The sequence below is a fragment of the Pseudomonas sp. SM4 genome (genome assembly GCF_051913165.1).
Taxonomy (GTDB): domain Bacteria; phylum Pseudomonadota; class Gammaproteobacteria; order Pseudomonadales; family Pseudomonadaceae; genus Aquipseudomonas.
Genome location: NZ_JBODOE010000005.1, coordinates 116,820 through 139,179 on the forward strand (window position 1 = coordinate 116,820; position 22,360 = coordinate 139,179).

The following is a 22,360-nucleotide window of genomic DNA, read 5'->3' on the forward strand; positions in this document are numbered from 1 at the left end:
TCGCAGGACTCCTAGCGCATCACAAACGGATCAGGCATTGGCGCCTGAGACAAGTTGATCCACACCGTTTTCAGTTCGGTGTAGGCCAGCACCGAATCGATGCCGCTTTCGCGTCCATAGCCACTGTTCTTGAAACCGCCGATCGGCGCCATCGCTGACACCGCGCGGTAAGTGTTGACCCAGATAATCCCCGAACGCACATCGCGAGCGAGGCGATGAGCCCGGCCCAAATCACGCGTCCAGATGCCCGCCGCGAGGCCGAACTGCGAGTCATTGGCGATCGCCAGCGCTTCCGCTTCATCTTTAAAGCGGATTACCGAAGCCACCGGGCCGAAGACTTCTTCCTGCATGATCTTCATCGAATTGCGGTCGCATTCGAACAGCGTCGGCTCGTAGAACCAGCCTTCGCCGAGATCGGTTGGCCGCTTGCCGCCGGTACGCAGACGCGCGCCTTCAGCGATGGCATCGGCGACCAAACCTTCGACCACCGCCAGTTGCTGCGCGGTGGCCATCGGGCCCATTTCGCTGTTGTCTTCCTGCGGGTTGCCGATGCGAATGCGCTGGGCGCGTTCGACCAGTCGATTGACGAACTCGTCGTAGATCTCGTCCTGCACCAACAGCCGCGAACCGGACACGCAGCTCTGACCGGACGCTGCGTAGATCCCGGCAATCGCGCCGTTGATCGCGCTGTCCAGGTCGGCGTCGGCGAAGATGATATTCGGCGACTTGCCGCCCAGTTCCAGCGACAGCTTGGCGAAGTTCTCGGCGCTGCTGCGCACCACATGCCGCGCTGTCGCCGCGCCGCCGGTGAAGGCGATTTTGCGGATCAGCGGATGGCGGGTGAGGGCGGCGCCAGTGCTCGGGCCGTAACCGGTGACGACGTTGACCACACCCGGCGGAATCCCGGCTTCGAGGGCCAGACGCGCCAGCTCAAGAATCGTTGCCGAGGCGTGCTCGGACGGCTTGATCACAATCGTGTTGCCGGCGGCGAGGGCCGGGGCGAGTTTGATTGCGGTCAGATACAGCGGGCTGTTCCACGGAATGATCGCCGCGACCACACCCATCGCTTCGTGCACGGTGTAGGCGAACAGATCCGGCTTATCCAGTGGCAGCGTGCCGCCTTCAAGCTTATCGGCAAGGCCGGCGGTGTAGTGGAAGAACTCCGGCAGATAACTGACCTGGCCACGGGTTTCGCGGATCAGCTTGCCGTTGTCGCGGCTTTCCAGCTGCGCCAGTTGTTCCTTGTTCTCTGCGATCAAATCACCGAGACGGCGCAGTAACTTGCCGCGTGCGGTGGCGGTCAGGCCGCGCCACGCCGGGCTGTCGAAAGCAGTCTGTGCCGATTGCACGGCGCGCTCGACGTCCGCCTCATCAGCGTCGGGCAGCTCGGCCCAGGCTTGCGCCGTGGCCGGGTTGAGGCTTTCGAAGGTCTTGCCGGAGAGGGCGTCGACCCATTCTCCGCCGATGCACATCTGGAAGCGTGCGAGTGTCATGCAACGATCCCCTTTATATGGTTTTGTCGGGAGTGTGCGAATTGGAGAAATTCCAGCAGCGTCTGATTGACCAGACGCGGCGATTCTACGGGCATCATATGCCGTTGCTCGGGCAGCACGGCAACCTTTGCACCGGGGATGCGTCGAGCCAGTTGCTCGGCCATTTCCGGAGTCGAACCCGGGTCGAGTTCGCCGGTGGCGATCAGCGTCGGCGCCTGAATGCTGCCCAGGTCGTCAACGCGGTACATGTCTTGGGTGGCGAACAATTCATAAGTAGTCAGGTAGCCTTGCGGATCATTGCCGGCCAGGGTCTGGCGAATCGCGGCGATCTGCGCCGGATTGGCCGCCTGATATTCGCGGCTGAACCAGCGTGACAGCGCCGCTTCGGCATTCGCGTCCGGGCCATGTTCGGCCGCTTGCGCGGTACGAGCAATGACGCCGGCACGCTGTTCTTCGCTGCGGTTGAACACGCTGTTCAACACCACCAGGCTTTGCAGGCGCTGCGGATAATGCAGGGCAAAGGCCCGCGCGACCAGACCGCCCATGGAGAAACCGATCACCGCTGCCTGCGGCAGATTCAGATGATCAAGCAGCTCCAGCAACTGATCGGCGTAACCGAGCAGGCTGGTGCCGCTGGCCGGTCGCGGGCTGGCGCCATGGCCGAGCATGTCGTAGGCGATCACCCGGTATTGGCTGGACAGGCCGACAATCTGCCCGCCCCACATTTCTTTATTCAGGCCCACGCCGTGGATCAAAACCACGGGCTGGCCTTGGCCGGTCGCCAGGTAACTGGTGCCAGCCGGGGTGAGTTCAGCGGTGAGCCGAATCATGGAGCGCTCCTGCAATGCCTTTTTATTGTGATTACTGGGCTTTTTCGGCGGCCAGTTCTTCCAGATCGATGTAGCGGTTGCCGATGCGCGGGTGCAGGCGACCACCGTCGGCGCAGCCCAGCACGACAACGATTTCGTCGGCACGCGGCGCGTCTTCGATCTGCATTTCCAGAGTGATGTAGTGCGAACGCTGACCTTCGTCGTCTTTGTGCATCATCGGGATCTGGATCGAGGTGCCCGGGCCGCCGCGCTTGTTGGTGAAGCTCAAGTAGCTCTTGGCGTTGACGGCTTCACGGTAGTGGTTGCCGAAGCGCAGGGTGTGGATCACGGCGGAGGCGTGTTCGATTTCGCCGTCAGCGCCGACCACGGCGGCTTTGCCGTAGGCCTCGATTTTTTCCGCGCCACCGATGATGCCGACCAGACGCTCAACCATCAGCGCACCGAGGTCGGAGCAGTTGGCGCGGATCTGCGGCTTGAGGTCTTCGACGAAACCGTTGCCCACCCAAGGGTTTTTCATCACCACGGCGAGGCCGACCATGGTCACTGGCTTGTCAGTGGCTTTGCCGCCTTCGATGAAGGTTTCTTCGACATAGCTGACGATCTTGCGAATTTCGAAACTCATGAGCTGCTCCGTAGGGGATTGAGAGTGTCTGTGCGTCTGATGGTATACCATAATACCGATCGTGCAAGTCCCCTCCGCAAGATTCCCCTCATCCATCCGACGAATCCTCCGTCATCACAACGCGAAATCCCTGTAGGAGCTGCGGCACGCTGCGATCTTTTGATCTTTAAAGACCAGGATCAAAAGATCGCAGCCTCGTTTCACTCGTCAGCTCCTACAGGGGGATGCGTTCATTCCGTGCGGTTAACAAAAGATAACGTGGCGCCGATTGTCAGACGTTTCGAAAGCCCGATAGGATGAGCCAGCTTCCGAAGTGGCTCTGGATTGCGGGTTTCAGGACTATGCTCCTGAGCAGCCATCAGCGGAGCACACTTGCGGCGCCCTTGAAGGCCAGATGGCCTAACAATAATAAAGAGGGGAAGGTCTATGAGTCGTTGCCGCCCGCCGGCGTTACGCAACACCGCGTTGCTGGCCACAGCACTGTCCATGCTGGGTCTGGCCACGTTATCGGCACCGGTGATCGCCGCCGAGGCCCCAGCCGACGTGGTCTATGCCACCGAATCCGGCAAAGCCGCGAAAAGCCTGATTCTCGATGTTGTCCACGCCGGAACCCGGCTGGTGGCGGTCGGGGATCGCGGGCACATCCTTTATTCCGATGATCAGGGCAAAACCTGGACCCAGGCCAAGGTGCCGAGCCGGCAACTGCTCACCGCCGTGTATTTTGTCGACGACAAACACGGCTGGGTGGTCGGGCATGACGCACAAATCCTCGCCAGCGCAGACGGCGGTCTGACCTGGACCAAGCAATTTGAAGACCTCAAACGTGAATCGCCGCTGCTCGATGTCTGGTTCAAGGACGTCAACAGCGGCTTCGCCGTGGGCGCTTACGGTGCGCTGTTGGAAACCACCGACGGCGGCAAGAATTGGCAAGACGTCAGCGATCGCCTCGACAACGAAGACCAGTTCCACCTCAACGCCATCGCGGCGGTGAAGGATGCCGGGCTGTTCATCGTCGGCGAGTCGGGCAGCATGTTCCGCTCCGCCGACGACGGCCAGACCTGGGAAAAACTCGAAGGCCCGTACGAAGGTTCGCTGTTCGGCGTGATCGGCACGGCCCAGCCACAAACCCTGTTGGCCTATGGGCTGCGCGGCAACCTCTACCGCTCTACCGATTTCGGCAGCAGCTGGGAGCAGGTCGAGCTGAAAGCCGCGCGCGGTGCGCTGGAGTTCGGCCTCTCAGGCGCAACCTTGCTGCCGGACGGTTCGATTGTGATCGTCGGCAACGGCGGCTCGGTGATCAGCAGCAGCGACAACGGCGAAACGTTCAGCGTGTTCAACCGTCCGGATCGCATCTCGCTGTCTTCCGTCACCGCGGCCGGCGACGGCAACCTGATTCTGACCGGGCAGGGTGGCCTGCACACGACCCAGCCAAACGGCGCCGAAGTTAATAATAAGAAGGCGGGGCTATGACTTCCTTGATCACTCCTCAGCAGGAAAAGGCGACGTTTCTTGAGCGCCTGATTTTCAACAACCGCCCGGCAGTAATCCTGATCTGTCTGGTGGTGAGCATTTTCCTGTTCTGGCAGGCGACGCTGATCCGGCCGTCGACCAGTTTCGAAAAAATGATCCCGCTCAAGCATCCGTTCATCGAGAAGATGATGGAGCACCGCAACGATCTGGCGAACCTTGGCAACACCGTGCGCATTTCGGTCGAAGCCACCGACGGCGACATCTTCTCCAAGGAATACATGGAGACCCTGCGTCAGATCAACGACGAGGTGTTCTACATTTCCGGCGTCGACCGTTCCGGCCTGAAGTCACTGTGGAGCCCGAGCGTACGCTGGACCGAAGTGACCGAAGAGGGTTTTGCCGGCGGTGAAGTGATCCCGCAGAGCTACAACGGCTCGCAGGACAGCCTCGATCTGCTGCGCAACAACGTGCTCAAGTCCGGCCAGGTCGGGCGTCTGGTGTCCAACGACTTCAAGTCGAGCATCGTCGACATTCCGCTGCTGGAGTCCTATCCGGACCCGCAGGATCAGGGCAAGTTGCTGGCGCTGGACTATCGCCAGTTCTCCCATGAACTCGAAGACAAGATCCGCAACAAGTTCGAAGCGCAAAACCCCAACATCAAGATCCACATCGTCGGTTTCGCCAAGAAAGTCGGCGACTTGATCGACGGTCTGGTGATGGTGGTGCTGTTCTTCGGCATCGCGTTTGTCATCACCCTGATCCTGCTGCTGTGGTTCACCAACTGCGTGCGCAGCACCATCGCGGTACTGAGTACGACGCTGGTGGCGGTGGTTTGGCAGCTTGGTTTGATGCACTTCTTCGGTTTCGGGCTCGATCCCTATTCGATGCTGGTGCCGTTCCTGATCTTTGCCATCGGTATTTCCCACGGCGTGCAGAAGATCAACGGTATCGCCTTGCAATCCAGCGAGGCCGACAACGCCCTGACCGCAGCGCGGCGCACCTTCCGGCAACTGTTCCTGCCGGGGATGATCGCGATTCTCGCGGATGCGGTGGGTTTCATCACGCTGCTGATCATCGATATCGGTGTGATCCGTGAACTGGCCATTGGCGCGTCGATCGGCGTGGCGGTGATCGTGTTCACCAACCTGATCCTGCTGCCGGTGGCGATTTCCTATGTCGGCATCAGCAAGCGCGCCATCGCCAAGAGCAAGAAAGACGCGAATCGCGAACATCCTTTCTGGCGCTTGCTGTCGAACTTCGCCAACCCGAAAGTTGCACGCATCTCGGTAGTGCTGGCGCTGATCGCCTTCGGTGGCGGCCTCTGGTACAGCCAGAACCTGAAAATCGGCGACCTCGACCAGGGCGCACCGGAACTGCGTCCGGACTCGCGCTACAACAAGGACAACAACTTCATCATCAACAACTACTCGACCAGTTCTGACGTGCTGGTGGTGATGGTCAAGACCAAGTCGGAAGGCTGCTCACGCTACGAAGCCATGGCGCCGATCGACGAGCTGATGTGGAAGATGCAGAACACCGAGGGCGTGCAATCGGCGATCTCGCTGGTGACCGTGTCCAAGCAGATGATCAAGGGCATGAACGAGGGCAACCTGAAGTGGGAAACCCTGTCGCGTAACCCGGACGTGCTGAACAACTCGATTGCCCGCGCCGACGGTCTTTACAACAACAGTTGCTCGCTGGCACCGGTGCTGGTGTTCCTCAACGATCACAAGGCTGAAACTCTGGATCGTGCCGTTCACGCGGTGCAGGAGTTCGCCAAGGACAACAACAAGGACGGCCTGGAATTCATCCTCGCCGCCGGTAACGCCGGGATCGAAGCGGCCACCAACGAAGTCATCAAACAGGCTGAGCTGACCATCCTGATTCTGGTGTACATCTGCGTGGCGGTGATGTGCATGATCACCTTCCGTTCGTGGGCGGCGACCTTGTGCATTGTCCTGCCGCTGGTGCTGACCTCCGTACTCGGCAACGCGCTGATGGCGTTCATGGGTATCGGCGTGAAGGTTGCGACGTTGCCGGTGGTGGCGCTGGGTGTGGGCATTGGTGTCGACTACGGCATCTACATCTACAGCCGCCTGGAAAGTTTCCTGCGCGCAGGGCTACCGTTGCAGGAAGCCTATTACCAGACGCTGAAATCCACCGGTAAAGCGGTGCTGTTCACCGGTCTGTGCCTGGCGATCGGCGTGTGCACGTGGATCTTCTCGGCGATCAAGTTCCAGGCCGACATGGGCCTGATGCTGACCTTCATGCTGCTGTGGAACATGTTCGGTGCGCTGTGGCTGCTGCCGGCACTGGCGAAGTTCCTGATCAAGCCGGAGAAACTGGCGGGGCAGAAGGGTAACTCGCTGTTTGCGCATTGATCTGAAGGGCTGAAACGACAAAGCCGCAACCTAGGGTTGCGGCTTTTTTACATTTTATGATCCACACAAAACCCTGTGGGAGCTGGCTTGCCAGCGATAGCGGACTTATCAGCCAACATCAGTGTTGAATGTTAAGCCCTCATCGCTGGCAAGCCAGCTCCCACAGGTTTTTTTGTGTTCAGGAGAGTTCTGTGCCGAGCACTACGCTGAGCGCACTGCGCGCATCATCCAGCTGCACCAGCGTTGCGTGGCGAGCGCCAAGGGCATCACGGTTTTCGATGGCGGTCAGAATTGCTTTGTGCCGCGGCAACGCCAGCTCATGCAGATTCGGCCGCTGATTCGAATGCTTCAACGCCTCGGCAATCGCCACCGAGAGCATGTTGCACAGATTCGCCAGCAAATCGTTGTGCGTCGCATCGGCAATCCGGCTGTGGAAATCCAGATCCGGCTGCAACAACGCTTCTGGCGTCGGCGCCGCTTCCATGCGCTGATACGCCTCACCAATGGCGGCGATATCGGCATCGGTCGCGTGCTGAGCAGCGAGGGCAGCGGCGGCCGGTTCAATAATGCTGCGCACACTCGTCAGCACATTGAAAAATTCATTCTGCGGGCTGCTTTGCATCAGCCAATGCAGTACGTCCGGGTCGAGCATGTGCCATTCGCGGCGTGCCTTGACCACTGTTCCCACACGCGGCCTGGAATACACCAGACCTTTGGCCACCAACACCCGCGTGGCTTCACGCAACACCGGCCGGCTGACCGCGTACTCCTCGCAGAGCAAGGCTTCGGCGGGCAGTTTGTCGTCGGGCTTGAAGCGTCCGGAGACGATCTGCATGCCCAGTTCCTGGACGATGCGCGAGTGCATGCTTTTGCGGTCGGAGGGTTTGCGGTAATCCATGGGGAACGGCGCGATCCTGAGCGATGGAGATGCCGCGCATCATAGCAGGCACCAGACAAACTTGAGGGAGTACACAAAAGCAAATGTAGGAGTGAGCCTGCTCGCGATTGCGGTGTGTCAGATGAACAATTGCTGACTGACACACCGCAATCGCGAGCAGGCTCACTCCTACAGGGGAATGCATTCCAATGTAGGAGCTGCCGAAGGCTGCAATCTTTTGCTCTTAATGGGAATGGCGCGGCACTTCAGCCCCTCGGCAACCGACCAGGAAGTCAAAGTCACAGCCCTGATCCGCCTGCAGCACATGGTCGATGTACAACTGACGATACCCCCCCACCAACAATTGCTGCGGCGGTTGCAAATCTGCCATGCGCGCCGCCAGTTCGGCATCCGGAATATCCAGGTGCAAACGCCCGGTGGCGCAATCCAGCTCGATCCAGTCGCCTTCCTTCACCGTCGCCAAAGGCCCGCCGGCCGCCGCTTCCGGCGCCACGTGCAAGACCACCGTGCCGTACGCGGTGCCGCTCATCCGTGCATCGGAGATACGCACCATGTCCGTCACACCCTGCGCCAACAGCTTTGCCGGTAAACCCATGTTGCCGACTTCAGCCATACCCGGATAACCCTTCGGCCCGCAGTTCTTCATTACCAGAATTGAATCTTTATCGACGTCCAGCTCCGGATCATTGATCCGCGCCTTGTACATGTCGAAGTTCTCGAACACCACCGCGCGGCCGCGATGCTGCATCAGTTCCGGCGTTGCAGCGGACGGCTTGAGCACCGCACCGAGTGGCGCCAGATTGCCGCGCAACACACAAATTCCGCCGTCGGCGCGAATCGGATTGTCGAGCGTGCGGATCACCTCGTCTTCGCCATAGATCGGCGCGTCCTTGGTGTTCTCACCGATCGACTTGCCGTTCACTGTCAGCGCATTCGGATGAGGAATCAGATTGGCTTCACCGAGACGGCGCAGCACCGCTGGCAAACCACCGGCGTAATAGAACTCCTCCATCAGGAAACGCCCGGACGGTTGCAGGTCGACAATGGTCGGCATGCCGCGCCCCATGCGCGTCCAGTCATCCAGATCCAGCTCGACACCGATGCGCCCGGCGATGGCTTTCAAGTGAATCACCGCGTTGGTCGAACCACCGATGGCCGCGTTAACCCGAATAGCGTTTTCGAAGGCTTCCTTAGTGAGGATCTTCGATAGACGAAGGTCTTCGCGCACCATCTCCACCGCGCGCATGCCGGACATGTGCGCCAACACATAACGTCGCGCATCCACCGCCGGAATCGCCGCGTTGTGCGGCAGCGAAGTGCCGAGTGCTTCAGCCATGCAGGCCATGGTCGACGCGGTGCCCATGGTGTTGCAGGTGCCCGCCGAACGCGACATGCCGCCCTCGGCTGCAAGGAAATCGTCGATGGTGATGGTGCCAGCCTTGACCTGTTCGCTGAGCTGCCAGACCACCGTGCCCGAGCCGATGTCCTTGCCCTTGTGCTTGCCGTTGAGCATTGGCCCGCCGGTCACGACAATCGCCGGCACATCGCAACTGGCCGCGCCCATCAGCAGCGCCGGGGTGGTTTTGTCGCAACCGGTCAGCAGTACCACGCCGTCAATCGGGTTGCCGCGAATCGCTTCTTCGACGTCCATGCTCGCCAGGTTGCGGGTGAGCATGGCGGTCGGGCGCAGGTTCGATTCGCCGTTGGAGAACACCGGGAATTCCACTGGAAAACCACCGGCCTCGATCACCCCGCGTTTGACGTGCTCCGCGATCTGGCGGAAGTGCGCATTGCACGGGGTCAGTTCCGACCAGGTGTTGCAGATGCCGATGATCGGCTTGCCATGGAACTGGTGGTCGGCGATGCCCTGATTCTTCATCCAGCTGCGGTACATGAAGCCGTTCTTGTCGGCCGTGCCAAACCATTGGGCGGAGCGCAGGGTGGGTTTCTTATCAGACATGATCGATTCTCTTATTGTATGACTATAGTGTTCCAGCTACGGCTTAATCTAAGCTCAAAATCCTAGGTTTGGAAGTGTTGTTGGTGAATTAGTATTACTATATAGTCGTTTTCGACGGAGGGATGGCCCTGACGGTTTACCGAGAGAGGCGTCCCCCGAGGTTCTATAAAAACAACAATCGGAGACCGATCTCATGAGCCAGGAACTGCGGCTGATACGGCGCATTACGCTGAAACTGATTCCCTTCCTGATCCTGCTGTACCTGATCGCCTATGTGGATCGCTCCGCCGTCGGCTTCGCCAAGCTGCACATGGGCGCCGACATCGGCATCGGCGATGCGGCTTACGGCCTCGGCGCCGGGCTGTTCTTCATTGGCTACTTCCTTCTCGAAATCCCCAGCAACCTGATGCTCGAACGCTTCGGCGCACGACGCTGGTTCGCTCGGATCATGATCACCTGGGGCGCGATCACCATCGGCATGGCCTTCGTTCAGGGCCCGCACAGTTTTTACGTGATGCGTTTTCTGCTCGGCGCGGCCGAGGCGGGGTTCTTCCCCGGTGTGCTCTACTACATCACCCAATGGTTCCCGGTGCGCCATCGCGGCAAGATCCTTGGCCTGTTCATCCTTTCGCAACCGATCGCGATGATGATCACCGGCCCGGTGTCCGGCGGTTTGCTCGGTATGGATGGCGTGCTCGGCCTGCACGGCTGGCAATGGCTGTTCATCGTCATCGGCACCCCGGCGATCCTGCTGACCTGGCCGGTATTGCGCTGGTTGCCGGACGGCCCGCAGCAAGTGAAATGGTTGGATCAGGCCGAGAAAGACTGGCTGACCGGCGAGCTGAAAAAAGATCTGCAGGAATACGGCCAGACCCGCCACGGCAACCCGCTGCATGCGCTGAAAGACAAACGCGTGTTGCTGCTGGCGCTGTTTTACCTGCCGGTGACGTTGAGCATTTATGGCTTGGGTTTGTGGTTGCCGACGCTGATCAAACAGTTCGGCGGCAGTGATCTGGTCACCGGTTTCGTCTCATCGGTGCCGTACATCTTCGGGATCATCGGTCTGCTGATCGTGCCGCGCAGTTCTGACCGTTTGAATGATCGTTACGGGCACCTCGCCGTGCTTTATGTGCTGGGCGCGATTGGTCTGTTCATGAGCGCTTGGCTGTCGTTGCCGGTGGCGCAACTGGCGGCATTGTGTCTGGTAGCGTTCGCGCTGTTTTCCTGCACGGCGGTGTTCTGGACCTTGCCGGGGCGGTTCTTTGCCGGTGCGAGTGCGGCGGCGGGGATTGCCTTGATCAACTCGGTGGGCAATCTCGGCGGGTACATCGGGCCGTTCGTGATTGGGGCGTTGAAGGAATACACCGGCAATCTGGCGTCAGGGCTGTACTTCCTCTCGGGGGTGATGGTGTTCGGCTTGATCCTGACCGGCATCGTCTACCGTGTACTGGAACGCAAACACGTGCTGCCGGTTGACCAATTCGCCGCCAGCGCCCGCGGTGCAACCCGTACCTGACTGACCAACACCGGTCCCCTGTAGGAGTGAGCCTGCTCGCGATAGCGGTCTATCAGTTGACAACTTTTTGGCTGACACACCGCTATCGCGAGCAGGCTCACTCCTAAAAGGATCTGCGGTGTTTCGAATAACACAGGAGAAAATCATGCATCTGGTTCAATTCGAATTAAGCAACCGCGAACGCCGCGTCGGCGTGGTCGACAACGGTCTGGTGCGCGAAGTGCAGGACGCCCGCACAGTGCGCGATCTGGCCCTGGCCGCGATCGAGGCCGGCAACACCCTTGAGCAGCAAGTGCAAACCTTGGGCCTCGGCATCAGCCACGACTACGCCGAACTGCTGTCACAACTGCGCATCCTGCCGCCACTCGACCACCCGGATCCTGCGCACATGCTGATCAGCGGCACCGGCCTGACCCATCTGGGCAGCGCTTCGGCGCGCGACAAGATGCACCAGCAAGCCGGCGACGAAGCGACGATGACTGACACCATGCGTATCTTCAAATGGGGCGTGGAGGGCGGCAAACCGGCGGCGGGGCAGGCCGGTGTGCAACCGGAATGGTTCTATAAAGGCGATGGCAGCATCGTCGTCCGCCCCGGCCAGCCGTTCCCGGTACCGCCGTTTGCCGAAGACGCCGGCGAGGAGCCAGAAATGGCCGGCCTCTACCTCATCGGCAACGACGGCAAGCCTTATCGACTGGGCTTTGCGGTCGGCAACGAGTTCTCCGATCACATCATGGAGCGCAAGAATTACCTGTACCTCGCGCACTCGAAATTGCGCAGTTGCAGCTATGGCCCGGAACTTCGCACCGGTCAATTGCCTCAACATCTGGCAGGCACCAGTCGCATCCTGCGTGACGGCGAAGTGCTCTGGCAGAACGAGTTTCTCAGTGGCGAGGCGAACATGTGCCACAGTCTCGCCAACCTCGAATACCACCACTTCAAGTACAGCCAGTTCCTGCGTCCCGGCGACGTGCACATCCATTTCTTCGGCACCGCGACCCTGTCGTTTGCCGATGGCATCCGCACCCAGCCGGGCGACGTCTTCGAAATCAGCCAGGCCGAATTCGGCGCACCGCTGGTCAACGGCATCGTTCCGGTTCCAGCGGCGTTTGAACCGGACAGCATCGGCACCCTTTAAGGAGATCCCATGACTCAGATTCTCGGTCACAACTACATCGGCGGTCAGCGCAGTGCCGCTGGCGACGTAAAACTGCAATCGGTCGACGCCACCACGGGCGAACAACTGCCCCACGATTTCATTCAGGCCACGGTTGAAGAAGTCGACGCCGCCGCCAAAGCCGCCGCTGCCGCGTACCCGGCCTATCGCAGCCTCAGCGCCGAACGCCGCGCGCAGTTTCTCGACGCGATTGCCGATGAGCTGGACGCGCTGGGTGATGACTTCGTTGCCGTGGTCTGCCGCGAAACCGCGTTGCCGGCCGGTCGTATTCAGGGGGAGCGCGGGCGTACCAGCGGGCAAATGCGCTTGTTTGCCAAAGTGCTGCGTCGCGGCGATTTTTACGGTGCACGAATTGATTTGCCGTTGCCGGATCGTCAGCCGTTGCCACGTCCGGATCTGCGTCAATACCGCATCGGCCTCGGCCCTGTAGCGGTGTTCGGCGCGAGCAACTTTCCATTGGCATTTTCCACCGCTGGCGGCGACACCGCGTCGGCATTGGCCGCCGGTTGCCCAGTAGTGTTCAAGGCCCACAGCGGTCACATGGCGACAGCAGAACTGGTCGCCGATGCACTGATCCGCGCAGCGGAAAAAACCGCGATGCCGGCGGGCGTGTTCAACATGATCTACGGCGGTGGCGTCGGTGAATGGCTGGTCAAGCACCCGGCGATTCAGGCGGTCGGTTTCACCGGTTCGCTCAAGGGGGGTCGTGCGCTGTGCGACATGGCTGCCGCGCGCCCGCAGCCGATCCCGGTGTTCGCCGAGATGTCGAGCATCAACCCGGTGATCGTTTTGCCGCAGGCACTGGCCGAGCGATCCGAAACCATCGCCCGCGATTTGACCGCCTCGGTGGTGCAGGGCTGCGGTCAGTTCTGTACCAATCCGGGTCTGGTCATCGGGATTCGCTCGCCAGAGTTCAGCGCGTTCGTGCAGCAGGTCGCTGGTTTGATCGGTGATCAACCGGCGCAAACCATGCTCAACGCTGGCACCCTTGGCAGCTACGGCAAAGGCTTGCAGAAGCTGATGGCGCATCCTGGCATCGAGCATCTGGCGGGCAATGCGCAGCAAGGCAATCAGGCGCAGCCGCAGTTGTTCAAGGCGGACGCCAGCCTGTTGATCGATGGCGATGAAGTGCTCCAGGAAGAAGTGTTTGGCCCGACCACGGTGATTGTCGAAGTGGCCGACAAAGCCCAACTCAGCGCCGCGCTGCACGGCCTGCATGGGCAACTGACGGCGACGATTATCGGTGAGCTGGCGGACTTCGAGCGCTTCGCCGAACTGACGCCGCTGCTGGAACAGAAGGTCGGGCGCATTCTGCTCAACGGCTATCCGACCGGTGTCGAAGTGTGCGACTCGATGGTCCACGGCGGGCCATACCCGGCAACGTCCGATGCGCGCGGCACCTCCGTCGGCACGCTGGCCATCGACCGTTTCCTGCGCCCGGTGTGCTTCCAGAACTACCCGGACAGCTTGTTGCCCGAGCCGCTGAAAAACGCCAACCCATTGCGCATCCAGCGCCTGGTCGACGGCAAACCTAGCCGCGAAGCCCTCTGAAAACACCCCTGTAGGAGCTGCCGAAGGCTGCGATCTGTTGATCTTGATCTAAAAAAACAACATCAAAAGATCGCAGCCTTCGGCAGCTCCTACAGGGGGGAGTGTGCTTCTTGAGCTATCATTGCCGGTTTCCCCCCTGAAAGACTTTACTGCCATGACTGCCCAAACCCTTCTCAACGCCCTCGAACACTGCGGTATGGTCGAAATCGACGGCCTGCATGCCTTCGAATTCGCCCTCGACGAAGACGACAACCTGCACATCGAATGCATCGATGGTCGTGCGGCCAAGCATTGGGAATTCACCCCGGCCCAGGTGGCAGCGGCGACGTTTGATGACTCGCTGCAGAGCTGGTTGATCATCGGCTATTTCAATGAAACCAAAGCGATCGGCGAACACCGCCTGGTGTGCCATGGCGATGTCGTCAGCAGCAGCGACGACGAGGATGAGACTGATGAAAATGCGTAAATTCTGGCCGCTGCTGATGGCCGGCAGCGTCGGTGCCATGGGCCTGTCCACGGCCTCTGCAGAAAGCTTTCAGTTGCTGGTCGGTTCTTACACCGCCGGCACCAGCCAAGGCATCTATCGCATGAACTTCGACAGCGCCACTGGCCAGATCGAGGCCAAGCCGCTGCAAGTGGTCAAGAGCGAAAACCCGTCGTGGCTGACCCTGTCCAAAGACCAGCACCGTCTGTTCGTGGTCAATGAAAACGGCCCGGGCCAGAAAGACCCGGTCGGCCGCGTCAGCAGCTATTCGATCGATCCGAAAACCCACGCCCTGACCCTGATCAATCAAGTGCAGAGCCTGGGCAACGAGCCGACCCATTCGAGCCTCAGCGCTGACGCCAGCCATCTGTTCGTCAGTAACTATTCGGTGGTGGAAGATCCGGGTGGAACGCTGGCGGTGTTGCCGGTCGGTGCCGACGGCAAGCTCAAACCCGTTGTGCAAATGAGCGCGCACCCGGCGAGTCGGGTCAATCCTGAGCGCCAGGCCTCGAACCACGTGCACTCGACAGTTTCCTCGCCGGACGGTCGCTACGTGTTCTCCAATGACCTGGGCGCGGACAAGGTCTTCATTTACCAATTCGATCCGAAAGCCAACCCGGACTTGCCGCTGACCCCGGCGAAAACCGCCTCGGTCGCCTTGCCGGCCGGCAGCGGCCCGCGTCATCTGCTGTTCAGTGCTGACGGTAAACACGCCTGGCTGAGCATGGAAATGAGCGCGCAGGTTGCGGTGTTCGATTACAACGACGGCGTACTGACCCAGACGCAACTGGTTGACCTGGCTGCCGGCCAGCCGACCTCGGACAAGGCCGGCGCTGCGCTGCACACCTCGGCGGATGGCAAGTTCCTCTACGTCAGCAATCGTGGCACTGCCAATCAACTGGTGGTGTTCAGCATCGATCCGGCGACCGCCCAGCTCAAAGAGCTGCAAAAGCGTTCGGTGGAAGGTGATCACCCGCGCGAATTCAGCCTTGATCCGAGCGGCAAGTTCTTGCTGATTGCCAACCAGAAGAGCAACCAGATTGTCGTCGTTGAACGCGACAGCAAGACCGGTTTGCTCGGCAAAACCGTGCAAAAACTGCCAATGGACGCCCCGAGCGATCTCAAGTTTCTAGTGCGACAATAAGCCACAGGCCCCGTTTTACGGGGCCTGTCTCTTTGTATTAATCGCGCTGATATCCGGTAATGCTACAAAGCATTTCAAGCGATCAACCCTCGAGCGTTAAGTTTGCTTCACAGCCCAACCGGGCAAGCAAGCCAACCGAACACGAGGGTTACCGCCATGAACTTCAATCTCTTCTCCGTTATCGCCGCTTCCGCCATCTCCGCCACCGTGGTGCTGCCAGCCGGTGCCAACGTTGAAATCGCCAGCAAAAAATCCCACACCCAGAGCTACACCCAAAAATACCTGCAACAGAGCGCCAACTTCTACGCCGCCCTGGATCACAAAACCCAACACTGAACGCCTGCACACAACTCCCCTGTAGGAGCTGCCGAAGGCTGCGATCTTTTGACTTTCAAGATCAAAAGATCGCAGCCTTCGGCAGCTCCTACATGTTTGTGCGCGTGTTGATCGTCGCCCTCGTGTGCGTTTCGTAGCGTCATAGGTTTTCTCGAATGCGCAAATAGACCGGCTAAATAATCAACGAAGCTGATGTTCACTATGGCAAACCCTGAGTGGTTACCCCGGCTTTTTTGATCAATCCTGTGGCCATCGAAACATGCCCACGGAGAACACCATGGCCAGCGCAATCCTTCATTCAGCCAAACGCGGCGCCTACCTGACCATCGGTCTTTACCTGGCCGTGGTGTTGGTCGTCAGCATCGCCTCGCAGATGGAACACACCTTCGACGCGCCGATCGACGTCGCCCACCCCGGCATCCAGTTTGAAGTCCGCTCGCAAAGCGTGATGGTCGACCGGGCGGAACTCGCGGGAGTTGGCGGCGCATGAAAGGCTACAGACTTTGGGTCATCGCCAGTCTGGCGGTCATGACCAACGGCGCCTCGTTATTGGGCGTCGGCCAAGGCTCGGTGGGCGGCCTGGCGCGGGCCATAGAGGCCAATCACAGCATTGCGCATAACATCGAACGGGCGAATACGTTGGGGCTGATGGCGGGGAATCCGCCGGTGAAGGCCGCCGCCAATTTCCTCGGCCCCTTCGAAGTGGATTGCATGGCGCTCGGGATGTGCCAAGTGTTGGCCTAACCTATAACAGGCTGACCACTTTTCTGGAGATATACACATTTGTGGCGAGGGGATTCATCCCCGATGGGCTGCAAAGCAGCCCCAAATCCTGCAACTCAAATTTGCCTGACACACCGCATAGAATGGTTTCACGACTGCTTCGCAGCCGAACGGGGATAAATCCCCTCGCCACAATAAATCCCCTCACCACAGGGTTACCCATTTACAGGAGAGGTGGGGTTATTTCTTCATAATCGAGGTGAAGAGGTCGGACTCGAGGAAATTGTGCAACCAAGCCTGCAGACGCGGATAAGGCGTCTGCGCAAACCACTCACGATCAACATGCGCAAACTGCCGAACAAACGGCAGCAGGGCGATATCCGCCAGGCTCGGATGATCCGCCAGCAAATAATCGTGATCCTGCAGCAACCCCTCCAGCCGCTGCAAATACACCGCACCCTCAGCCCGATAAACCTCCATCGCTTGCTCCGGATAACGCTCGGCATACTTGTAGCGATTCAAATCAACCTTGAACCCCTGATCATTCGCCTCGATCAACTCGGCAATTCGCGGATCGCCATCAAGCAACCAGTTCTGCGGGTCATTCTGCGCCAACGCCCAGCGCATGATCTCCAGGCTCTCATCAATCACCCGACCGTCCGCATCCAGCACCGGCACCGTGCCCTTGGGCGAGATCGCCAGCATCTCCGCTGGCTTGGCCTTGAGGCTGACTTCAACGATGTCCACCGGCACACCCGAATAACGCAACGCCATCCGCGCCCGCATCGCATACGGGCAGCGGCGGAACGAGTACAGCGTTTTCATTTCACCTCCAGTGTGCTCAAACCGTTGCCCTGACGCTGCACCTGAATCTGCACGGGGATCCGTTCGTGCATTTCCTGCACGTGAGAAATCACCGCGACCTTGCGCCCCTGCGCCTGCAAACCATCCAGCGCATCCATCGCCAGTTGCAGCGACTCCGGATCGAGGCTGCCGAAGCCTTCGTCGATAAACAGCGATTCGATTTTCAGCGTGCTCGACGCCATCGACGCCAGGCCCAATGCCAACGCCAGCGACACGAGGAACGTTTCGCCGCCCGACAACGAATGCACCGAGCGCAATTCGTCGCCCATTTCGGTGTCCATCACCAGCAAACCGAGCATGCTGCCGCCGCGTTTCAGGCGGTAGCGTTTGACCAGTTGGCGCAATTGCACGTTGGCGTGATGCACCAGCAGGTCGAGGTTGTAGGCCTGGGCGATCTTGCGGAAGGTGTCGCCGGTCGCGGAGCCGATCAGCGCACTGAGCCGCGCCCAACGCTGATACTCGGCGTAGGCATCAGCAATCTGCTGGGCCAGCGCCTGATTGGCGTTCTGTCGGCGCTGGTCTTCGACCTGTTCGGCACGCAGTTCGGCGCATTGCTGTTCGCTGACGGTGAACTGGTTCTGCAGATCCGTCAGGGCCGTGGCGAGTTGCTCAGCGTCGAGATTGCCGTTGCTTTGGGCTTGATGGTCGACCAGTAACCGCTCACGTTCCTGCAACAAGACCGTGGCTTGTTCGATGGCTTTTTCGTTGAGTTGCAAGCGCTGGCGCAGCTCGGTGAACTGCGCGTCGTCAACTCGCAGCAAGTCTTCGAGACCGCCATCATCCAGCTCGGGATGGCGCGCGCGCCAGTCGGCTATCTTGCCGGCCAGATCCTGGTCCTCGCTTTCCAGTGCCTGCAAACGCTGTTGCTGCGCCTTGAGTTCAGCGGCGATCTGCACCAACTGCGTGCGCACGCTTTGCAGTTCTTGCGCCGTGGCGGTTTCGGCGTTGCGCGCCTGTTCCACGGCGTGTTCCAGCTTCTGCTGCCAGTGCTCGGCGCAGTTGTGCTCGCCAAGCAATTGCGCGAGCTTTTGCTGGCAGACTTGCTGCTGTTCGGCCAGCGCGTTGAATTGCTGCTCGGCCGCTTGCGCTTGCTGCACGCGGGTCAGCTGTCGATCCTGTTCTTTCTCCAGTGTCTGCTGGCGTTGCTGCTGTTCGCTCAGTTCTTCCTTTTGCTGCTCGACCTGCACCAGGCGTTCGGCGATCTGCCGGTCGAGCTGCATGAACGTCGCCGCCGGTTCCTGGCGCAGGGCTTCAAGGGTGTCGGCCGGTAGCAGCGTGCCAAACGCCGTCAGTTCCTCGTCGAGGCGTTGACGGTCGCTGCTCAGCTCGCGCTGCTGATTGCTCAAGTGCTGCGCGGCTTGTTGATGTGCGGTTTCCGCCTGACGCAACTGTTGAGTCAGGCGCGCGGCATCCTGTTGCAGGGTGAGCAGGGCGCTCTGGCGCTGTTCGTCCTGCGTGATGCTCTGGTTCAACTGCTCGTTCTGGCGGAGGAGCCAGGCGTCGCGCTTGTCGGCGTCCTGATTCAGCAACTGCGCGGACAACGGATGGGCTTCGAGGCTCGGCGCAAGCGCCTGTTGCTGGCTCGCCAATTGTTCTTGCTGTTGCAGCAGTTCTTTCTGCTGCGCGATGACGCCACCGACTTCAGCGCGCAGTTCGATGAGCTTTTCTTTGAGCTGATCGACCACTTGCTGGGCGTTGGCCTGCTCACTTTCATCGTGGCGGCCGAGGCTTTGCAGCAGTGCTTCGGGCTGGTGATACGGATGCTCATTGCTGCCACACACCGGGCACGGTTGATCGTCCTGCAACTGCGCACGCAACTCTTCGACACTGGCACTGCGCGCCAGGCGTTGGCGCTCAAGCAGTTCGCGGGTGACGTTGAGGGTTTGCTCGGCGACGGTCAGTTCGGCTTTGCTTTTCACCCCGTCCTGCGTCAGGCGCTCGCGTTCCTGTTGAGCGCTGAGCTGGCGTTGTTGCAGTTCGGCCCCGCGCTTGTCCAGGTCCTGCTGGCTGGCCCACAGGCGCGACAGGTCTTCGAAGGCGCGCAGTTGTTTGCGGTTGTCCTGCAACAGCGTGCCGAGGATGCCGATCTGTTCGGCGACGGCATCCGGCTCGGCGCCGGCCTCTTTGAACAGCACCTCCAATTGTTGCTTCTGGCTGGCGAACTCATCGGCGCTGCGCGTGGCGTTTTCTTCGAGGCTCGCCAGTTCGGCCTGGCCCTTGTTCAGGCGATTGCCGATCAGCATCAGCTGCTGCAGACGATCGCGATAGGCATTCCACGCATCGCTCAACGGCGCCAGATGCGCGCTTTGCGCAAGCTCGGCAGCGATGCGCTGCAAGCGTTCAGCGACCTCGCTCTGTTTTTCCTGCAAGGCTTGAATGGCGCCCTGGCCGTCGCTGCACTGCTGTTGCGCGTTGGTTTTGGCGTCAGCGCAAGCGGCGACATCCTTGGCCAGGCGGGCTAGGGTGCTTTGCTCTTCGAAGGCCTGACGCAACAATGGCGCATTTTCCGACTGACGCTGCTGCGCTTCGGTCAGGGCCACTTTCGCCGCACTGAGATCTTGCTCAAGTTGCGTCTGGCGTTCAGTCAGTTCGGCGTGCTGCCGGGTGTGCTCGGCAATCTGTGCCGCCAACGGTGTCAGCAGCGCATCGAGCTCGGTTTTGCGCGCGAACTGGTGGCGTTGCGGGCCGAGCTGTTCCAGACGGTTGAGCTTCACGCGTTCGCCGGCCAGACCTTCCCATTGCTGCCGGGCGCTGTGCAATTGTTCGGTGGCAGCTTGCTGTGCATCCTGCAACAGCCGCAAATCCTTAAGCCAGCTGTGCTGTTGCTCAAGCTGTTTGAGTTGCGCCTGCTGCAACTTCAGTTGCTGTTGCGCGGCGTTGAAACGCTCATCCAGTTCCGCCCGCGCTTCGGGGGCGAGCGGAGTGACGCCAGTGGCCTGATCCTGCAACAGCTTGTGCGCTTCGCGGGCCTCTTTGGTCTTGTCGAAGGCGCGGCGGCCGAGACGGGTGTACAGCGCCGTGTCGGTGAGCTTTTCCAGCAGTTCGCTACGGTCGTTATCGTCCGCTTTGAGGAACGCGCTGAACTCGCTCTGCGCCAGCAGCACGGCGCGGGTGAACTGTTCGAAGTTCAGGCCGAGTGCCGCTTCCAGTTGGGTTTTGTACTCGCCTTTCTGGCTGGCGAGCAGTTGATCCTGATCGATGTCGCGCAGGCTCTGACGGCTGGCCTGCAACTTGCCGCCGGCCTTTTCGCGGGCGCGATTGGCTTCCCAGCGCGCGCGATAGCGCCGGCCATCGACACCGACAAAATCCACTTCGGCATAACCTTCACCGGTGCCGCGACGCAACAGGGTGCGCGGGTCGCCAGTGGCGATTTCGCCGTCGGCATCGGGGACTTTGGCGTCACGGCCGGTGTTGTTCAGGCGCGGTACGGCGCCGAACAGCGCCAGGCACAACGCATCGAGCAGGGTGCTTTTACCGGCGCCGGTCGGGCCAGTGATCGCGAACAGCCCGGCGCTGGCCAGCGGTTCAGCGGTGAAATCGATCTCGAATGGCCCGGCCAATGAGGCGAGGTTCTTCAAGCGAATGGCGAGAATCTTCATGGCTGCTCGCCCTCCAGTTGCACGTCTTGCAGCAGTTCGGCGAAGTCCTTCAGCGTTTGCTCATCGACTTCGTTGCCGTAGTTGTCGAGCCAGGCGCGGCTGAACAACTCCTGCGGGGTCAGTTGGTCGAGTTCGATCAGCGTAGTGCCGTCCGCCTCGCCGTCAGCGCCCCGGTTGCCGGCGTATTCAGCGGCGATACGCACCAGGCGCACGGCTTTGCCTTGCAGGGCGTTTTCCACTTGGTGGCGCAGATCCGGTTGCGGCTCGTCGAGGGTTACGCGCACTTCGAGCCACGGCTGGCGTTGGGTTTCGGCGAGCAGGTCGATGTTCGGCAGGTCTGCCAGTTGCAGCAGGATCTCGGGCAGCGGTGCCGGGCCGATGCGTTGGAGCTGGACCGATCTAGGAATGTGTTTCGACTCGACGCTGATCAGGGTTTCACCCTCAAGCAGGACGTCGAGAATCTGATGTTCATATTTGATCTCGGAGAACGACAACGGAATCGGCGAACCGCTGTAGCGAATGCGCTCCTCACCGTTGACCTTCTGCGGCTTGTGCAAATGGCCGAGGGCGACGTAGCTGATGCTCGGCCCGAACAGACTGGCCGGCAGCGCTTCAGCATTGCCGATGATCAGGCTACGCTCGGAATCTTCCGAAACCGAGCCACCGGCCATGTGCGCATGGCTGATGGCAATCAGCGCCTGACCCGGTTTGCGCTTGGCCTTGGCCGCTTCGATCAGCCATTCATGCACCTGACCGATGCCGCGCAAATAGTTGTCGCCCAGATGCGCGCCCGTCACTTCCGCCGGGCGCAGGAACGGCAGCGCCAGGCACCACGCGGCGATCTCGCCTTGGGCATTGGGCAACGGCAGCAACAGACGCTCGGCATCGAGTTGGCCGTCATCCAGCCACAACACCCGACCCAGCGCGTGCGTACGCAAACGGCGCATCAACGGCGCCGGCAGTTCAATCCGCGAGCCGGAGTCGTGGTTGCCGGCGATCATCACGATGGTCAGCAACGGCTGCTGCTCGTGGGCGCTGACGATGAAGTCGTAGAGACGTTCCTGGGCTTTGACCGGCGGGTTGACCGTGTCGAAGATGTCACCGGCAATCAGCAGCACATCCGGCTGCGCCAGTTTCAGTTGATCCAGCAGCCATTCGAGAAAACAGGCGTGCTCGAAATCGCGCTCCTGGCCGTGCAGGTTTTGCCCAAGGTGCCAGTCGGAGGTGTGAAACAGACGCAAGGCGGACTCCGCAACAATTAAAGAGGTGATGGCCGCGAGGAAATGAAGGGCGGCGAAAGAGGGGAGAGTTT

The 22,360-nt window shown here is 60.4% G+C and carries 18 protein-coding genes; 10 read left to right on the forward strand and 8 right to left on the reverse strand.

Annotation, left to right across the window (positions count from 1 at the left end; genetic code table 11):
- Positions 1-11: 11 nt before the first annotated feature.
- Genes ACQ4MY_RS11315 through ACQ4MY_RS11325 form a run of 3 tightly spaced genes read right to left on the reverse strand, consistent with a single transcriptional unit; the run spans position 12 to position 2,945 of the window.
- Positions 12-1,493, reverse strand: a complete 1,482-nt coding sequence (locus tag ACQ4MY_RS11315; RefSeq protein ID WP_008088056.1) for an aldehyde dehydrogenase — start codon at positions 1,491-1,493, stop codon at positions 12-14.
- On the reverse strand, positions 1,490-2,323 hold the full coding sequence (locus tag ACQ4MY_RS11320) for an alpha/beta fold hydrolase (RefSeq protein WP_440095125.1): 834 nt from the start codon (positions 2,321-2,323) through the stop codon (positions 1,490-1,492). The genes ACQ4MY_RS11315 and ACQ4MY_RS11320 overlap by 4 nt, the downstream gene beginning before the upstream one ends.
- 31 nt (positions 2,324-2,354) lie before the next feature.
- Entirely contained in the window at positions 2,355-2,945 is a 591-nt protein-coding gene (locus tag ACQ4MY_RS11325) for an amino acid synthesis family protein (protein WP_007917992.1), read from the reverse strand.
- Positions 2,946-3,371: 426 nt separating this feature from the next.
- On the opposite strand from ACQ4MY_RS11325, the gene ACQ4MY_RS11330 reads away from it, so the two are divergent.
- Positions 3,372-4,415 carry a WD40/YVTN/BNR-like repeat-containing protein gene (locus ACQ4MY_RS11330; RefSeq protein ID WP_440095126.1) on the forward strand — a complete coding sequence of 348 codons (1,044 nt, stop codon included), beginning with the start codon at positions 3,372-3,374 and terminating at the stop codon, positions 4,413-4,415.
- Positions 4,412-6,796: an efflux RND transporter permease subunit gene (locus tag ACQ4MY_RS11335; protein ID WP_008088046.1), complete on the forward strand. Its 2,385-nt coding sequence runs from the start codon at positions 4,412-4,414 to the stop codon at positions 6,794-6,796. Before ACQ4MY_RS11330 ends, ACQ4MY_RS11335 begins: the two co-directional genes overlap by 4 nt.
- A 178-nt stretch (positions 6,797-6,974) precedes the next feature.
- Here the strand turns inward: ACQ4MY_RS11335 and ACQ4MY_RS11340 are convergent, their stop codons facing one another.
- Together ACQ4MY_RS11340 and ACQ4MY_RS11345 are read right to left on the reverse strand one after the other, a co-directional pair.
- Positions 6,975-7,694: a FadR/GntR family transcriptional regulator gene (locus tag ACQ4MY_RS11340; protein ID WP_008088045.1), complete on the reverse strand. Its 720-nt coding sequence runs from the start codon at positions 7,692-7,694 to the stop codon at positions 6,975-6,977.
- Positions 7,695-7,917: 223 nt separating this feature from the next.
- Positions 7,918-9,654, reverse strand: a complete 1,737-nt coding sequence (locus ACQ4MY_RS11345) for an IlvD/Edd family dehydratase (RefSeq protein ID WP_008088043.1) — start codon at positions 9,652-9,654, stop codon at positions 7,918-7,920.
- Positions 9,655-9,847: 193 nt separating this feature from the next.
- Between ACQ4MY_RS11345 and ACQ4MY_RS11350 the strand changes: the two genes are divergently transcribed.
- The 8 genes from ACQ4MY_RS11350 (at position 9,848) to ACQ4MY_RS11385 (ending at position 16,606) form a co-directional block, all read left to right on the forward strand.
- The gene (locus ACQ4MY_RS11350; protein WP_440095128.1) at positions 9,848-11,170 is read left to right on the forward strand and encodes an MFS transporter; all 1,323 of its coding nucleotides are present in this window, start codon (positions 9,848-9,850) and stop codon (positions 11,168-11,170) included.
- Between the two features lie 145 nt (positions 11,171-11,315).
- Complete coding sequence (araD1, locus tag ACQ4MY_RS11355) at positions 11,316-12,308, forward strand: AraD1 family protein (protein ID WP_440095130.1); 993 nt, start codon at positions 11,316-11,318, stop codon at positions 12,306-12,308.
- A gap of 9 nt (positions 12,309-12,317) precedes the next feature.
- Entirely contained in the window at positions 12,318-13,898 is a 1,581-nt protein-coding gene (locus tag ACQ4MY_RS11360; protein WP_440095131.1) for an aldehyde dehydrogenase (NADP(+)), read from the forward strand.
- A gap of 154 nt (positions 13,899-14,052) precedes the next feature.
- Complete coding sequence (locus ACQ4MY_RS11365; RefSeq protein ID WP_440095133.1) at positions 14,053-14,364, forward strand: DUF5629 family protein; 312 nt, start codon at positions 14,053-14,055, stop codon at positions 14,362-14,364.
- On the forward strand, positions 14,351-15,526 hold the full coding sequence (locus tag ACQ4MY_RS11370; RefSeq protein WP_440095134.1) for a lactonase family protein: 1,176 nt from the start codon (positions 14,351-14,353) through the stop codon (positions 15,524-15,526). Before ACQ4MY_RS11365 ends, ACQ4MY_RS11370 begins: the two co-directional genes overlap by 14 nt.
- A gap of 156 nt (positions 15,527-15,682) precedes the next feature.
- Entirely contained in the window at positions 15,683-15,862 is a 180-nt protein-coding gene (locus ACQ4MY_RS11375; RefSeq protein ID WP_008088024.1) for a hypothetical protein, read from the forward strand.
- 277 nt (positions 15,863-16,139) lie between these two features.
- Complete coding sequence (locus ACQ4MY_RS11380) at positions 16,140-16,352, forward strand: hypothetical protein (RefSeq protein ID WP_008088023.1); 213 nt, start codon at positions 16,140-16,142, stop codon at positions 16,350-16,352.
- Entirely contained in the window at positions 16,349-16,606 is a 258-nt protein-coding gene (locus ACQ4MY_RS11385; protein WP_440095135.1) for a hypothetical protein, read from the forward strand. Before ACQ4MY_RS11380 ends, ACQ4MY_RS11385 begins: the two co-directional genes overlap by 4 nt.
- A gap of 219 nt (positions 16,607-16,825) precedes the next feature.
- On the opposite strand, the gene ACQ4MY_RS11390 is transcribed toward ACQ4MY_RS11385, so the two are convergent.
- From ACQ4MY_RS11390 to ACQ4MY_RS11400, 3 genes are read right to left on the reverse strand one after another with little or no spacing between them, the layout of a single operon-like run.
- The gene (locus tag ACQ4MY_RS11390) at positions 16,826-17,410 is read right to left on the reverse strand and encodes a glutathione S-transferase (protein WP_440095136.1); all 585 of its coding nucleotides are present in this window, start codon (positions 17,408-17,410) and stop codon (positions 16,826-16,828) included.
- Positions 17,407-21,048: an AAA family ATPase gene (locus ACQ4MY_RS11395; protein WP_440095137.1), complete on the reverse strand. Its 3,642-nt coding sequence runs from the start codon at positions 21,046-21,048 to the stop codon at positions 17,407-17,409. The genes ACQ4MY_RS11390 and ACQ4MY_RS11395 overlap by 4 nt, the downstream gene beginning before the upstream one ends.
- On the reverse strand, positions 21,045-22,289 hold the full coding sequence (locus tag ACQ4MY_RS11400) for an exonuclease SbcCD subunit D C-terminal domain-containing protein (protein ID WP_440095138.1): 1,245 nt from the start codon (positions 22,287-22,289) through the stop codon (positions 21,045-21,047). The genes ACQ4MY_RS11395 and ACQ4MY_RS11400 overlap by 4 nt, the downstream gene beginning before the upstream one ends.
- Between the last annotated feature and the right edge of the window lie 71 nt (positions 22,290-22,360).

What these genes read in the sequence shown, in the direction of transcription:
- ACQ4MY_RS11360 (WP_440095131.1), top strand. Translation starts at nt 12,318, where the DNA reads ATGACTCAGATTCTCGGTCACAACTACATCGGCGGTCAGCGCAGTGCC.
- ACQ4MY_RS11380 (WP_008088023.1), top strand. Translation starts at nt 16,140, where the DNA reads ATGGCCAGCGCAATCCTTCATTCAGCCAAACGCGGCGCCTACCTGACC.
- ACQ4MY_RS11365 (WP_440095133.1), top strand. Translation starts at nt 14,053, where the DNA reads ATGACTGCCCAAACCCTTCTCAACGCCCTCGAACACTGCGGTATGGTC.
- ACQ4MY_RS11325 (WP_007917992.1), bottom strand. Translation starts at nt 2,945, where the DNA reads ATGAGTTTCGAAATTCGCAAGATCGTCAGCTATGTCGAAGAAACCTTC.
- ACQ4MY_RS11350 (WP_440095128.1), top strand. Translation starts at nt 9,848, where the DNA reads ATGAGCCAGGAACTGCGGCTGATACGGCGCATTACGCTGAAACTGATT.
- ACQ4MY_RS11385 (WP_440095135.1), top strand. Translation starts at nt 16,349, where the DNA reads ATGAAAGGCTACAGACTTTGGGTCATCGCCAGTCTGGCGGTCATGACC.
- ACQ4MY_RS11390 (WP_440095136.1), bottom strand. Translation starts at nt 17,410, where the DNA reads ATGAAAACGCTGTACTCGTTCCGCCGCTGCCCGTATGCGATGCGGGCG.
- ACQ4MY_RS11315 (WP_008088056.1), bottom strand. Translation starts at nt 1,493, where the DNA reads ATGACACTCGCACGCTTCCAGATGTGCATCGGCGGAGAATGGGTCGAC.
- ACQ4MY_RS11335 (WP_008088046.1), top strand. Translation starts at nt 4,412, where the DNA reads ATGACTTCCTTGATCACTCCTCAGCAGGAAAAGGCGACGTTTCTTGAG.
- ACQ4MY_RS11320 (WP_440095125.1), bottom strand. Translation starts at nt 2,323, where the DNA reads ATGATTCGGCTCACCGCTGAACTCACCCCGGCTGGCACCAGTTACCTG.
- ACQ4MY_RS11395 (WP_440095137.1), bottom strand. Translation starts at nt 21,048, where the DNA reads ATGAAGATTCTCGCCATTCGCTTGAAGAACCTCGCCTCATTGGCCGGG.
- ACQ4MY_RS11345 (WP_008088043.1), bottom strand. Translation starts at nt 9,654, where the DNA reads ATGTCTGATAAGAAACCCACCCTGCGCTCCGCCCAATGGTTTGGCACG.
- ACQ4MY_RS11370 (WP_440095134.1), top strand. Translation starts at nt 14,351, where the DNA reads ATGAAAATGCGTAAATTCTGGCCGCTGCTGATGGCCGGCAGCGTCGGT.
- ACQ4MY_RS11340 (WP_008088045.1), bottom strand. Translation starts at nt 7,694, where the DNA reads ATGGATTACCGCAAACCCTCCGACCGCAAAAGCATGCACTCGCGCATC.
- ACQ4MY_RS11375 (WP_008088024.1), top strand. Translation starts at nt 15,683, where the DNA reads ATGAACTTCAATCTCTTCTCCGTTATCGCCGCTTCCGCCATCTCCGCC.
- araD1 (WP_440095130.1), top strand. Translation starts at nt 11,316, where the DNA reads ATGCATCTGGTTCAATTCGAATTAAGCAACCGCGAACGCCGCGTCGGC.
- ACQ4MY_RS11330 (WP_440095126.1), top strand. Translation starts at nt 3,372, where the DNA reads ATGAGTCGTTGCCGCCCGCCGGCGTTACGCAACACCGCGTTGCTGGCC.